13 protein-coding genes are annotated in these 13,330 nt (G+C 35.8%); 1 reads left to right on the top strand and 12 read right to left on the bottom strand.

Annotation, left to right across the window (positions count from 1 at the left end; all coding sequences use genetic code 11):
* Position 1 precedes the first annotated feature (1 nt).
* From EKM01_RS01655 to aspS, 7 genes are all read right to left on the bottom strand, one after another.
* Entirely contained in the window at positions 2 to 532 is a 531-nt protein-coding gene (locus tag EKM01_RS01655) for an NAD(P)H-dependent oxidoreductase subunit E (RefSeq protein ID WP_126458223.1), read from the bottom strand.
* A gap of 86 nt (positions 533 to 618) precedes the next feature.
* Positions 619 to 1,857 carry an NADH-quinone oxidoreductase subunit D gene (locus tag EKM01_RS01650; RefSeq protein WP_126453972.1) on the bottom strand — a complete coding sequence of 413 codons (1,239 nt, stop codon included), beginning with the start codon at positions 1,855 to 1,857 and terminating at the stop codon, positions 619 to 621.
* A 32-nt stretch (positions 1,858 to 1,889) separates the two neighbouring features.
* Positions 1,890 to 2,411: an NADH-quinone oxidoreductase subunit C gene (locus tag EKM01_RS01645; protein ID WP_126458220.1), complete on the bottom strand. Its 522-nt coding sequence runs from the start codon at positions 2,409 to 2,411 to the stop codon at positions 1,890 to 1,892.
* A gap of 4 nt (positions 2,412 to 2,415) precedes the next feature.
* Positions 2,416 to 2,964, bottom strand: a complete 549-nt coding sequence (locus EKM01_RS01640) for an NADH-quinone oxidoreductase subunit B (RefSeq protein ID WP_113664545.1) — start codon at positions 2,962 to 2,964, stop codon at positions 2,416 to 2,418.
* 87 nt (positions 2,965 to 3,051) lie between these two features.
* Positions 3,052 to 3,417 carry an NADH-quinone oxidoreductase subunit A gene (locus EKM01_RS01635; protein WP_126458217.1) on the bottom strand — a complete coding sequence of 122 codons (366 nt, stop codon included), beginning with the start codon at positions 3,415 to 3,417 and terminating at the stop codon, positions 3,052 to 3,054.
* 288 nt (positions 3,418 to 3,705) lie between these two features.
* Entirely contained in the window at positions 3,706 to 3,900 is a 195-nt protein-coding gene (locus tag EKM01_RS01630) for a cold-shock protein (protein ID WP_007137066.1), read from the bottom strand.
* Between the two features lie 132 nt (positions 3,901 to 4,032).
* Positions 4,033 to 5,778, bottom strand: coding sequence for an aspartate--tRNA ligase (gene aspS / locus EKM01_RS01625; protein ID WP_126458214.1), 1,746 nt, complete (start codon positions 5,776 to 5,778; stop codon positions 4,033 to 4,035).
* Between the two features lie 225 nt (positions 5,779 to 6,003).
* Between aspS and EKM01_RS01620 the strand changes: the two genes are divergently transcribed.
* Positions 6,004 to 6,348 (top strand): toxin-antitoxin system YwqK family antitoxin, encoded by a 345-nt coding sequence (locus tag EKM01_RS01620; protein WP_126561266.1) that lies wholly within the window; start codon positions 6,004 to 6,006, stop codon positions 6,346 to 6,348.
* 535 nt (positions 6,349 to 6,883) lie between these two features.
* On the opposite strand, the gene EKM01_RS01615 is transcribed toward EKM01_RS01620, so the two are convergent.
* The 5 genes from EKM01_RS01615 to EKM01_RS01595 form a co-directional block, all read right to left on the bottom strand.
* Entirely contained in the window at positions 6,884 to 8,554 is a 1,671-nt protein-coding gene (locus EKM01_RS01615; RefSeq protein WP_126458206.1) for a sodium/sugar symporter, read from the bottom strand.
* Positions 8,555 to 8,585: 31 nt separating this feature from the next.
* The gene (gene galT, locus EKM01_RS01610; RefSeq protein WP_126766490.1) at positions 8,586 to 9,635 is read right to left on the bottom strand and encodes a galactose-1-phosphate uridylyltransferase; all 1,050 of its coding nucleotides are present in this window, start codon (positions 9,633 to 9,635) and stop codon (positions 8,586 to 8,588) included.
* A gap of 3 nt (positions 9,636 to 9,638) precedes the next feature.
* Positions 9,639 to 10,805 (bottom strand): galactokinase, encoded by a 1,167-nt coding sequence (gene galK / locus EKM01_RS01605; protein ID WP_126766485.1) that lies wholly within the window; start codon positions 10,803 to 10,805, stop codon positions 9,639 to 9,641.
* 352 nt (positions 10,806 to 11,157) lie between these two features.
* Positions 11,158 to 12,204, bottom strand: coding sequence for a glycosyl hydrolase 53 family protein (locus EKM01_RS01600; RefSeq protein ID WP_126766481.1), 1,047 nt, complete (start codon positions 12,202 to 12,204; stop codon positions 11,158 to 11,160).
* Position 12,205: 1 nt separating this feature from the next.
* Positions 12,206 to 13,258, bottom strand: coding sequence for an aldose epimerase family protein (locus EKM01_RS01595; protein ID WP_199749382.1), 1,053 nt, complete (start codon positions 13,256 to 13,258; stop codon positions 12,206 to 12,208).
* Positions 13,259 to 13,330: the final 72 nt, after the last annotated feature.

The raw sequence follows: 13,330 nt of genomic DNA, 5'->3' as shown, positions 1-13,330 counted from the left end.
ATTATGTATCGTGTAAAACTATTGTATCATTTTTGCAATCTTCAATTAACTGGTCGATTTTTGCCACCGTCAAATGTTCTTTATAAAAGTCTCCTAATTGCATCATTGGAGCGTAACCACAAGCTCCTAAACATTCCACGCCTCTTACTTCAAAAAGACCATCTTGAGTAGTTTCACCTACTTTTACACCTAGTTTTTCACAAGTGTAATCCATTAAATCCTCGACTCCGTTCAAACAACAAGGAGAGGTTTGGCAAAATTCGAACATGTATTTTCCAATTGGTCTTTGGTTGTACATCGTATAAAACGACACTACTTCGTACACTTCAATTGGTTTAATCAAAAGGATTTCGGCCACTTTATTCATTAATTCAATACTCAACCAATTCTCATGAGCGTCTTGAACTTCATGCAAAATAGGCAATAACGCCGATTTTCTTTTGTTTTCAGGATAATGACTAATCAATTCATTGATGCGAGACATCAATGCTTCAGTCATATTTATTTCTTGTTTGTGATACGTACGTTCCATTTTTTATTATTTCAAATTTTGAATGCTAAATTTTTAATGTTTTTTAACTTTTATTCAAAATTTATAATTCATCTTTTATAATTTCATTAAGCGTCTAATTCTCCGGCAATAACATTTAAACTTGATAAAATAACAATTGCATCTGAAAGCAAGGCTCCTTTTATCATTTCTGGATAGGCTTGGTAATAGATAAAACAAGGTCTGCGAAAATGCAATCTGTACGGCGTCCGACTTCCATCAGTAACCAAGTAAAAACCAAGTTCTCCATTACCTCCTTCTACCGGGTGATACACCTCAGCAACCGGAACCGGAACTTCACCCATTACAATTTTGAAATGGTAAATCAAGGATTCCATATTGTTGTACACATCCTCTTTAGGCGGAAGGTAATAATCCGGGACATCCGCATGGAACTCGTTGCCTTCTGGCATTTTTTCCAATGCCTGACGAATAATACTCAAACTTTCCCAAACTTCAGCGTTACGAACACAGAAACGATCATATGTATCTCCTGATTTTCCCACCGGAACAATAAAATCAAAATCTTCGTAAGAAGAATAGGGTTGCGCAACACGAATATCATAATCAACACCGGTAGCCCGTAAGTTAGGACCGGTAAATCCGTATGCCATAGCTTGCTCAGCCGATATAGCACCAACATTTACAGTTCTGTCAATAAAAATTCTATTTCTTTCGAATAAGTTTTCAAATTCTTTCCAAGCGGCTGGAAAATCAGCTAAAAAAACATCTAATTTTCTAAAGGCTTCTGGCGACCAATCTCTTTCGAAACCACCAATTCTTCCCATATTGGTAGTCAAACGAGCCCCGCAAATTTCTTCGTATATTTCGTATACTTTTTCTCTAAATTGGAAAACATACAAAAAACCGGTATAGGCGCCGGTATCGACACCAAGGATTGAATTACAAATAATGTGATCCGTAATTCTCGCCAACTCCATTACGATAACTCTTAAATATTGTGCTCTTTTAGGAACTTCAATATCTAATAATTTTTCTAATGTCATCCACCAACCCATGTTATTGATAGGCGACGAACAATAATTCATTCTGTCCGTGAGGGGAGTGATTTGGTAAAAAGGTCTGTTTTCAGCGATTTTTTCAAAAGCTCTGTGGATGTAACCAATGGTTGGTTCCGCCTCCAGAATTCGCTCTCCATCCATCAACAGGATATTTTGAAAAATACCGTGAGTCGCAGGATGCGTAGGCCCTAAATTCAATATAGAAAGCTCGCTTCCATCTTCATTTAACTGCGCTGCAATTCTTTTAGCATAGCGATGCTCTGGGGATAATAATAGTTCTGACATTTATTTAATGTGAAAAATTATAATTGTTTTTTTTAATAATTGTCGGTTGTTCTACCAAAGAAACGGTCATCTTTATCCGTTCTTCCGCTGTCTTCCATTGGGAATTCCTTTCGCATTGGAAAAGAAATCATTTCGTCCATATTCAAGATACGTTTCAATTGCGGATGACCAATAAAATTTATCCCATAAAAATCATACGTTTCTCTTTCCATCCAGTTTGAACTTAGGAAAATACTTGATATCGATTTTATTTCAGGGGTTTCACCATTGATAAACACTTTGATTTTAATTCTTTTGTTTTCGTACCAATTGTGTAAATGATATACTACCGCAAATTGATGTTCTACATCATTATCTGGGTAATGAATTCCACACAGATCAGTTAAAAAATGAAAACGCAATATGGGATCATTTTTTAAAAAAAGAATCACCGCAGTAATTTTGTCCGCAGTAACTTCAAATGAAAATATATCTCTCTCTTGATTGAATTCAAAAACAGCTGAATCAAATGTCTCAACTAATTTCTCTTGGATTTGTATCGTTTCTAGCGCCATTCTTTTATTTGATATTATACGAAGCTAATAATTCTTGGTATTCCGGGGAACTTCTTCTTCTTACGGATTCAGTTCGAACCAACTCTTGTAATTTCATAACTCCGTCAACAATTTGCTCCGGTCTTGGCGGACAACCCGGAACATAGACATCGACCGGTATCACTTTATCAATTCCCTGCAAAACAGAATAGGTGTCAAAAATCCCTCCAGAGGAAGCGCAAGCACCAACGGCTATTACCCAACGAGGCTCTGCCATTTGCTCATATACCTGACGCAAAATAGGGGCCATTTTTTTTGAAATCGTTCCCATTACCATTAACATATCGGCCTGGCGCGGAGAGAAACTCACTCGCTCTGAGCCAAATCGAGCCAAATCATAATGCGAAGCCATTGTTGCCATAAACTCTATACCGCAACAAGAGGTTGCAAAAGGTAATGGCCATAATGAATTAGCACGAGCCATACCCACAACATCATTCAGTTTTGTAGCGAAGAAACCTTCTCCTACAACTCCTTCGGGTGGCGCTACCATATTTATTTTAGAATCACTCATCTTTTATTATTTTGAATTACAAATTTTGAATTGTAAATTATAATGAAACCATTTAAAATTTAAAATTCAGCATTTAAAAATAAATTTTTATTCCCACTCTAACGCTTTCTTTTTGATGATATAGAAAAACCCTATCAAAAGCAAAGACATAAAAATCACCATCTTTACCATTCCTTCCATTCCTAATTCTTTGAAATTGACTGCCCAGGGATACAGAAAAATTACCTCCACATCAAACAAAACAAACAATATGGCTACTAGAAAATATTTAACAGAAAATGGAATTCTGGCATTTCCTACCGATTCAACACCGCATTCAAAGTTTTTATCTTTCGCTTCTGAAGATCTTTTAGGCCCTAATTTACCAGAAATTATTATGGTGCCTACAACAAATCCCACCGCTAAAACTAACTGCATTAAAATTGGGATATAACTTAATTGATCGGATTGCATGGTTGTGGTTTTTTTAAATAAATATAAATGACAAAGATACCCTTCAAATTATTAAATAGCAATGAAAACTTAAAAATACATGGCTACTATATCGATGTAAATTTACAATTTTTATTAATTATAAATAACAAAAAATATTTATCTTGTGATGTGTTTAACATCCCAAGGGTTTAACAAAGTCAAATATCAGTAGTCTTTTTGAATACTACGCTTTGGTGCAAAAAAAAACGTTCCGATAAATATCGGAACGTTTTAAACATTCGTAGGCAAAAAAATTAATTTTTATGCTTAGATCACTGCTACTTTCGCAGCAACTTTTCCTTTTCTTCCTTCTTCTTCTTCATAGCTAACTCTATCCCCTTCGCGTAATTCTTCCGCGTTGATTCCTGATGCATGAACAAAAATGTCTTTTCCTGTTTCTTCGTCTGTAATGAATCCGTAACCTTTAGATTCATTGAAAAATTTAACTGTACCTGTACGCATTGTAATAGTAATAATAATTTATAATGGAGCAAATGTAATATTTAATATAATACGAAATACGATGTTGTGTTTTTATTTTGCAAAAATATTGACATTCAACGTTTTCTAACGAATTTTATCGACAAACTACAATTACGCTAACTTTATATGCAGCTCTTTTAACTGTGATTCGTCAATTTTAGACGGAGCATCAATCATAACATCCCTGCCCGAATTATTTTTTGGAAAGGCAATAAAGTCTCTAATGGTTTCCTGTCCGCCAAGAATGGCTACTAAACGGTCCAATCCAAAAGCCAATCCTCCGTGTGGCGGTGCGCCAAACTGAAATGCATCCATCAGGAATCCAAATTGCGCTTTTGCATCTTCCGCTGTGAAGCCTAAATATTTGAACATTAATTCCTGTGTCGCTTTATCATGGATACGTATTGAACCACCACCAATTTCATTTCCATTCAAAACCATATCATACGCATTGGCACGAACTTTCCCTGGATCGGTTTCCAGTAAGTGCATATCTTCCGGCTTAGGAGATGTAAAAGGATGATGCATGGCATGGTAACGGCCACTTTCCTCGTCAAACTCTAATAAAGGAAAATCAACCACCCACAACGGAGCAAATTCAGCTGGATTTCGCAATCCTAAACGAGTGGCGAGTTCCATACGCAACGCACTTAACTGCGTTCGCGTTTTATCAGTAGGACCAGAAAGCACAAAAATCATATCTCCGGGTTTTGCTCCGGTGATTTTTGCCCACTGTGCTAAATCGTCTTGATCGTAAAATTTGTCAACGGATGATTTATAGGTTCCATCTTCATTGCATTTTACATACACCATTCCGGATGCACCCACTTGAGGACGCTTCACCCAGTCAATTAATCCATCAATTTCTTTGCGGGTATAGCTCCCAACTCCCGGAACTGCAATTCCAACCACAAATTCCGCCGCATTAAAAACTGGGAATTCTTTGTGTTGTGCTACTTCATTTAATTCCCCAAACTCCATTCCGAAACGAATGTCCGGCTTGTCATTTCCGTAGGTCTTCATAGCATATTCATAGGTAATTCTTGGAAATTTTTCTACTTCAATACCTTTTATTTCTTTTAATAAATGTCTGGTCAGTCCTTCGAAAACATTCAAAATATCTTCTTGTTCCACAAAAGCCATTTCACAATCAATTTGTGTAAACTCCGGCTGTCTGTCTGCTCGCAAATCTTCATCTCGGAAACATTTTACGATTTGGAAATATTTATCCATTCCGCCCACCATCAATAATTGTTTGAACGTTTGCGGGGATTGTGGCAATGCGTAAAATTGCCCTTCATTCATTCTGGAAGGCACCACAAAATCTCTGGCTCCCTCTGGAGTAGACTTGATCAAATAAGGAGTTTCTACTTCACAGAAATCCAAATCCGAAAGATATTTACGCACTTCCATCGCTACTTTATGACGAAACATCAAACTGTTTTTCACTGGATTTCTTCGGATATCAAGGTAACGGTATTTCATTCGGATATCTTCGCCACCATCCGTTTCGTCTTCAATAGTAAAAGGAGGCGTGAGAGAAGCATTCAAAATAGTAAGTTCCGTTACTAAAATTTCTATCGCTCCCGTTGGGATATTATTATTTTTGGCTTCGCGCTCAATAACAGTACCTTTTACTTGAATCACAAATTCACGACCAAGGGTTTTAGCTCTTTCAAAAACTGTTTTATCCGAACGACCTTCGTCAAAAATTAATTGCGTAATTCCATAACGGTCGCGCAAATCAACCCAGTTCATAAATCCCTTATCACGTGATTTTTGCACCCAACCGGCAAGTGTAACTTCGGTGTTAATATGTGAGGCGTTCAACTCGCCACAGTTATGACTTCTATACATGTTCTAAATTTTTGATTATTTTGTCCTTTGGACATGGCTGCAAATTTAGGACTAATTATGAATAATGAATTGAGAAATAAGAAATTTTAGTAATGAGTAACGCAAGGCACTTCGTTAAAATGTTAAATTTTATTCTAATGTTACTAAATTGTTAAGTAAAAGTTTTTTTATTGTAAAATAATTTATATATTTGTTAAGCTAATATGAATTTTAAAACCCAAAATCATGAAAAAATATATAATATTAACCGCACTGCTTTTTTCAGGAATAGCATTCGCTCAAGAAAATAATCCAAAATTAGAAGCTCTAGGTGATTTAGTAAAAACAACTTACTACTTTGAAAATGGAAAAGTACAACAAGAAGGCTTCTTTAAAAATGGAAAATTGGAAGGAATCTGGACTGCGTACGACACAAATGGCAATAAACTATCTGTTGCTATTTATGAAAATGGAGAAAAAACTGGAAAATGGCTTTTTTGGAATGGCAATAATTTAAACGAAGTAGACTATTCTAACAGCAGAATTGCTTCCGTAAAAATTTGGAAACAAGATGCATTAGTAACCAACTAAAAAGACCTCAACAACTACAAAAGCTTTCGTTACTCCGAAAGCTTTTTTTTGTGCCTTATATTTTTGGGTTAATACACCTTTAGAGTTTTGTCTCATCTAATAAAAAAATGGACACGAAAAATTAAACTAAAAATATAACGTTTCTTCGTGAAATAATCAGTCCTAAATTAAAAAAGTTCTTACAGCCCATTAGGTCTAATTTTTAAACCTCACTCCGACTTCGCTCTGTGCTGGCTAGAAATATCGATTTTGTAATTCCGGTAGGCCTGTCACTTTTTTTAGAGAAAACCAAATCTATGTGGCCCAATACCACAGAAGGACTGGAGAAGCAACCTAATAATTGGGCTATCTGGCTCTTTTTTCTATGTTTTTATTAGATGTCTTTTTTATTTAAGATTAATTGAAGTTTTTATGGATTCATAACTAATGGATTTGAATCGTTTTTATGATCCTCAATACACTTTTTTAAACAACAAAAAAGCGATGAATTCAATAGAAATTGAACGCATCGCTTTTTTTGAATCTAAAACATTATCTACCAAAAAATAGTGTAAAACGCTGCAATAATCGAAAGAACAATCAACATGCCTACGGTAAAACCTGGTGACATTTTAAACATGGTACGATCAATTTCCAGACCATTAGTTTTAACGCCTCGCGCTGTTTCATACATACTGATGCTGTACATCCCGATGACACAAATTAAGAAAACAAATCCCATGCGATCAATAAAAGGAATTTCATAGACACCATTCCCATTTGGAACTGAAAAACCGGAAGAATGAAGGAACGATAAATCTACAAAAGCCGGCATGAATTTAAACAGAATAGAAAACATAAATCCACCAATTGTTGCAAACAAAGCCGCGTTAGAAGTTGTTTTTTTCCAAAAGAATCCTAAAATAAACATAGCGAAAACGCCCGGACTTACAAAACCTGTATATTCCTGAATGTATTGAAATCCTCCTTTTTTATCAATTCCAAGAAAAGGCGCTACTACAACTGCAATTAACATCGCCGCTACAATTGCTTTCTTCCCCACATTAACTAATGTCTTTTCATCGGCATGCACATTCAATTTGGTTTTGTAAATATCCAACGTAAAAATAGTAGCGATACTATTCGCTTTTCCGGCCAATGACGCTACAATCGCCGCAGTCAAAGCAGCAAATGAAAGTCCTTTTAGGCCCACAGGAAGCAAATTTAACAAAACCGGATACGCACGATCAGGATTTACTGTACCATCTTGCAACATTTCAGCGCCAAAATGCCCGTTCTGATACAATACAAAAGCAGCTATTCCGGGCAAAACAACAATTATAGGCATTAGCAATTTCAAGAAAGCAGCAAACAAAATTCCATTTCTCGCCGTTTTTAAATCCGCCCCCAACGCACGTTGTGTAATGTATTGGTTACATCCCCAATAATTTAAATTGATGATTAACATTCCTCCTATCAAAACTGACAATCCTGGTAAATCCATATAATTAGGATTCGTTTTTTCAAAAATCATGTGAAAATGGTCGTTTGCATGAGTCGTCATCAAATTGAACCCATTTATAACTCCCGTAGAACCAAATTCTTCGGCAACTAAATTCAATGCTAAATAAGTAGTAACCAATCCACCCAAGATCAAAAAGAAAACTTGAATCACATCCGTATACCCAATCACTTTCATTCCGCCCAGCGTAATCATCACCGCAAAAAACGCTAAGAAAATCATACACAAAGTAATATCCAGACCAGAAATGCTGCTTATCGCCAAAGCGCCCAAATACAATATAGAAGTAAGATTGACCAAGACATACAACAACAACCAAAAAACAGCCATAATCATAGCAACATTACTGTTATACCTTTGATTCAGGTATTGCGGCATGGTGAAAATTTTATTTTTCAAGTATACCGGAATAAAGAAAATAGCAACGATAATCAAGGTAAAAGCTGCCATCCATTCATACGTAGCAATCGCCAGTCCCATTTTAAAACCACTTCCACTCATTCCTATAAATTGCTCCGCACTAATATTACTGGCAATTAATGATGCGCCTATGGCCCACCAAGTAAGCGATCCTTCTGCTAAGAAATAATCTTTACTGCTCGTTTCTTCTTTCTTTTTCTTTCTGTAAATCCATATTCCATAACTGACAATCAGGATGAAATAGAAGAAAAAGACAATATAATCTTGGATTGCTAAAGTTTGCATTGGTTAAATGTATTTAGTTATTGGTTAATGGTTATCTATTTTTATAATGTACATTTGATTGCGCTCTTAAAACGGCTGCACTTTTCTCCGCCGTGATGTCCCTTTGCGATTCACCCATCATTTCATACCCTACCATAAATTTCTTTACGGTTGCAGACCGCAATAACGGTGGATAAAAATGCATGTGAAAATGCCATTCCGGATGCAATTCTCCGTCTGTTGGCGACTGATGAATTCCGGATGAATATGGAAAAGATGTTTCAAAAAGGTTATCGTATTTGGTTGTCAAATGTTTTAAAATAATTGCAAAATCCGTCACTTCGGTTTCCGTGAAATCAGTTATTTTACTCACATTTCGTTTGCTGACAATCATAGTTTCGTAGGGCCAAATCGCCCAAAAAGGGACTAATGCCACGAAATGATCATTCTCAACAACAATGCGCTCGTCCAGTTTCATTTCTTCTTGTAAGTAATCCTGAAAAAGTGTTGTGTTGTGTTTATCAAAATACGTTTTTAGATTTTTTTGCGTTTTTTCCACTTCGGTGGGCAAAGAAGATTGGGCCCAAATTTGTCCGTGCGGATGCGGATTGCTGCACCCCATCACACTTCCTTTATTTTCAAAAATCTGAACGTGGTTGATGTACGCCACATTACCCAAATCCATATATTCTTTTTGCCAGGTACGAATGATGTTTTCAATCGCTTCGGCCGGCATTTCTGGCAATGTCAAATTATGTTTTGGCGAAAAGCACACCACACGAGAAATTCCTCTTTCGGGTGTAGCTTTAAAAAAAGTCTCTTTCTTGTTCTCTTCAAAAGCAATTTCGTCTTGCTTTAAAGCGGCAAAATCATTTTCAAAAACAAAAGAACTTTCATAATCCGCATTGACCATTCCATTCGCTCTAACATTTCCCGGACACAAATAACAAGTCGGGTCATATTCGGGCAATGCATCCGAAGGTACCACTTCATTTTGCCCTTGCCAAGGACGTTTCGAACGGTGTGGAGAAACCAGCACCCATTCGTTGATTAACGGATTATAACGTCTGTGCGGATCTTCGTTGATATCAAAATTTTTCATTTATTAAGCAGTGTAAAGTGATGTTCCGTTTCCGATTTTAACATCATAAATTTTTAATTCTATTCCAAATTTATCTAAATAAAGAGTAGAAAGCTGCTTTTTAATTCGCTCTTCTTGTCCTTTTTTAATCAAATTAATGGTACAACCGCCAAAACCGCCGCCCATTAATCGAGAGCCTATCACTGATTTGTCTTCTTTCACCGTGTGTACTAAAAAATCCAATTCGGCGCAACTCACTTCATAATCCAATGATAATCCTTCATGCGTACTGAACATTAGCTGTCCTAAAACTTCAATGTTTCCATCATCCAAAGCGTCACAAGCCAGTTTCACGCGATTCATTTCTTTCACTACAAAAAGGCTCCTTTTGAAAACATTCGCAGACATTTTATCTTTTAGACTCCAAACGTCCTCTTCTTTACAATCTCTAAAACTACTAATTTCCGGGAAATAAGCACTGATTATCGATATTCCTTCTTCACATTCTTTCCGTCTGGTATTGTAAGCCGAGCTAAACAAGGAATGTTTGACATTACTATCGAATAAAACTAAGGAGTAATCACTAAAATTAGCATTATGGTATTCATATTCTAATGTCCTGCAATCAATTTTTATGACTTTGTTTTCAAGACCCATTACACTGGAAAACTGGTCCATAATTCCGCAATTGATTCCCACCCAATGTTCTGCTTTTTGTCCCATAAGCGCAATATCAATGGGTTTAATTTTCAAATTGAACAGTTCATTTAAACCATACAAAAAGCCACATTCTAAAGCCGCCGAAGATGACAAACCGGAACCAACCGGAATATTACTGCTGAAAACACAATTGAAACCCTCCACGGAATAACCGTTCCTTTTCAATTGATTCAAAACACCACGCAGGTAATTTGTCCATACACTATCCGTCTGATTTTGTTCTTCGTTTGTATAAACTTCGAACTCATCATTCAAATCTATAGCCACAATTTTAGCGGTATCCGAATTGTTTTTTTCAAAAGCAAAACAAATAATTTTATCGATGGCTGCCGGCAAAACAAAACCATCGTTGTAATCAATGTGCTCTCCTATAATATTGATTCTGCCCGGGGAAAGAACAATTTTTTCAGGCTCTGATCCAAAAGTCTCCTGAAAAAAATCAATTGTTTTGTGTACTAAAATGTCATTCATGATTTAAAAATTATCCATTTCCTTTTTTTAGGAACTCGCTGTTGTTATTTTTTTAAATATTCAGTAAAACTATATGAATTTTGGTTTATTTCGTAGCGTACAAGGTCAATTTACCGCTCTTTAGTCCTGCTCCATGTACTTCTGGTTGTATAGCATTGTACGCTTGTCAATTAACCATTTACAGTGAATGTAAGTTAAAATATTCTTTAAATGATTAATGACTTTACTTAAATGAATACCGAGTTTTTACTTGATTTAATTCAAATTAAAAACTTCAATGACTTATATGTTGCAAAAAAAATTAATAAAATGCTGTTTTTTCCTAGGATTAAGCGGCATTTCTTTTCTTTAACTAATCCTTAAACGCATCTAAAGCCATTGATGGTTTTCCGTCAGACTGCCAAGCGCTCAGGGAATAACCGCTCCAGCTTTTTTCGCCCTGCGGCTCCCAATACATTACGCCAAGTCCTTTATTATTTGGTACCGCTTCGACTGCTTTGATTGTTGCTGCTAACATTTCGTACGTATTTTGCGCTTTGTCATATTCCCCACCAACTTCTACAACCATCACTTCTTTGTTGTATCTGTCCACCATATCGTTTAGATTATACGCTAAATCCGCAATAGTTTCTGTGTAATCTTTCTTGATCCAAAAAGGATAATAGGACAGTCCAATCACGTCGTACTTTACATTATTTGCTGTAGCGTTATCAAAAAATAATCTGAATTTTTCATTATTATTTCCTTCGTCAAGATGAACGATTACTTTAATTTTAGGATCAATAGCTTTTGTAGCTTCATACCCTTTGTTGAGTAATTGTGCCAATTGATTCCAGTTTTTGGTACTTCCTTCCGGCCACATCATTCCACCTGGAATTTCATTGCCTACCTGAACCCATTCCGGAGTAACTCCTGCTGATTTCAAGGCATTCAAAACATCAAAAGTATGATCATACACATCCGTCATTAACTCCTGAAAAGTATGATTTGCCCAGGCTTTGGGTTTAAATTGTTTGGCAGGATCTGCCCACGAATCGCTATAATGAAAATTGATCATGATGCGCATTCCCGTTTTTTGCGCACGCAAAGCCATGAAAACGGTTTCTTCCTTGCTGCAATACCCACTGGCTTTATCGTCATTTGGATTGACCCAAACACGAAGCCGAATGGTATTCATTCCTCTGTCCTTTAGGAGTTGCAAACAATCTTTTTCAATACCGTCAGTATCATAAAATTTATATCCTGTGGCTTCCATTTGCGGCAACCATCCTATATCAGCTCCTTTTGCAAAAGTAGCAACTATTGGAGTTGGCGTATGATCCACATTCGTTTGAGAATTACTGGACGTAAAAAACAAAAATAACAGTAACAACGACAATATAGTTTTACTATTTTTCATTTTAAAAAGATTGGAATTTATAACTTGTTTTATGATAATATATTTCACCTTTTTTTAGAATAGCATTCGGGAAATGTTCGTGATTTGGTGCATCAGGAAAATTTTGCGTCTCAAAACAAATACCGCTCAAAGCATGATAATTTGCATTTTCTTTTCCTTTTATTGTATTAAAACAGTTCCCACCAACATAAATATGAACCCCAGGTTGATTCGTATAAACGGTCATTTTCAAATTATTGTTTTTATTAAAAAGAGAAGCAGCAAATTCATTTTCCTTTTCTAATACAAAAGTGGCATCAATTTTTGGAGGACACTTTTTAGGTTGATTAAAATCGAAAGGTTTATTATCTAAATCCAAAAATCTACCAGTTGGACTATTTTGATCAGTAGTCTCTACCATTTTTTGAGCGTTAACGATTAACTCTTGTTCTAAAATATCAGAATCGTGACCATCGAGATTAAAATAACTGTGATGGGTTAAATTCACAACTGTATCTTCGGTCGAAATGGCTTTATACTCTATAATTAATTCATTGTCTTCCGATACCATATAGGTGATTTCTACTGATAAGCCTCCTGGATAATTTTCTTCCCCATCAGGACTGAAATACGCGAAAGTTATTGATGGATTCTTCCCTTCTTTCACGTTTTTTACCCGCCAAATTTTTTGACTAAATCCAATATTTCCACCATGTAACGAATTATTGTTACTGTTTTTATTTAAATGAAAAGCTTTACCGTTCAAACTAAAAAAGCCATTATTAATTCTGCCAGCATATCTTCCAATGGTTGCTCCAAAGTATGGCGCACTTTTCAGATCAAATGATTTAATATAGGCCTCCAAAGTATCAAAACCCAATACCACATCTACCAATGCACCGTTTTTCAGTGGCATTTTCAACGAAGTAATAGTTGCACCGTAATTGGTAACTTTAAGTTGCATGCCATTTTTGTTTATAAGTTCACAAACCGACACCTCTTGTCCATCTGGCATCAAACCAAATAATTTCATTACAGAATTAGCTTTAAAATGTGATATGTGTTTTATTTTCATTATTTATTTATGAAATATTAAAACCAAAAGTAAAATAATTACTGTTACTTACATACCAGTACCTACCAGTTT

It is taken from the genome of Flavobacterium sp. RSP46, assembly GCF_003984825.1.
Lineage (GTDB): Bacteria > Bacteroidota > Bacteroidia > Flavobacteriales > Flavobacteriaceae > Flavobacterium.
The sequence above is the reverse complement of the archived record's forward strand: the minus strand, read 5'-3'. Positions and strand labels throughout refer to the sequence as shown.

What these genes read in the sequence shown, in the direction of transcription:
- EKM01_RS01655 (WP_126458223.1), bottom strand. Translation starts at nt 532, where the DNA reads ATGGAACGTACGTATCACAAACAAGAAATAAATATGACTGAAGCATTG.
- EKM01_RS01650 (WP_126453972.1), bottom strand. Translation starts at nt 1,857, where the DNA reads ATGTCAGAACTATTATTATCCCCAGAGCATCGCTATGCTAAAAGAATT.
- EKM01_RS01645 (WP_126458220.1), bottom strand. Translation starts at nt 2,411, where the DNA reads ATGGCGCTAGAAACGATACAAATCCAAGAGAAATTAGTTGAGACATTT.
- EKM01_RS01640 (WP_113664545.1), bottom strand. Translation starts at nt 2,964, where the DNA reads ATGAGTGATTCTAAAATAAATATGGTAGCGCCACCCGAAGGAGTTGTA.
- EKM01_RS01635 (WP_126458217.1), bottom strand. Translation starts at nt 3,417, where the DNA reads ATGCAATCCGATCAATTAAGTTATATCCCAATTTTAATGCAGTTAGTT.
- EKM01_RS01630 (WP_007137066.1), bottom strand. Translation starts at nt 3,900, where the DNA reads ATGCGTACAGGTACAGTTAAATTTTTCAATGAATCTAAAGGTTACGGA.
- aspS (WP_126458214.1), bottom strand. Translation starts at nt 5,778, where the DNA reads ATGTATAGAAGTCATAACTGTGGCGAGTTGAACGCCTCACATATTAAC.
- EKM01_RS01620 (WP_126561266.1), top strand. Translation starts at nt 6,004, where the DNA reads ATGAAAAAATATATAATATTAACCGCACTGCTTTTTTCAGGAATAGCA.
- EKM01_RS01615 (WP_126458206.1), bottom strand. Translation starts at nt 8,554, where the DNA reads ATGCAAACTTTAGCAATCCAAGATTATATTGTCTTTTTCTTCTATTTC.
- galT (WP_126766490.1), bottom strand. Translation starts at nt 9,635, where the DNA reads ATGAAAAATTTTGATATCAACGAAGATCCGCACAGACGTTATAATCCG.
- galK (WP_126766485.1), bottom strand. Translation starts at nt 10,805, where the DNA reads ATGAATGACATTTTAGTACACAAAACAATTGATTTTTTTCAGGAGACT.
- EKM01_RS01600 (WP_126766481.1), bottom strand. Translation starts at nt 12,204, where the DNA reads ATGAAAAATAGTAAAACTATATTGTCGTTGTTACTGTTATTTTTGTTT.
- EKM01_RS01595 (WP_199749382.1), bottom strand. Translation starts at nt 13,258, where the DNA reads ATGAAAATAAAACACATATCACATTTTAAAGCTAATTCTGTAATGAAA.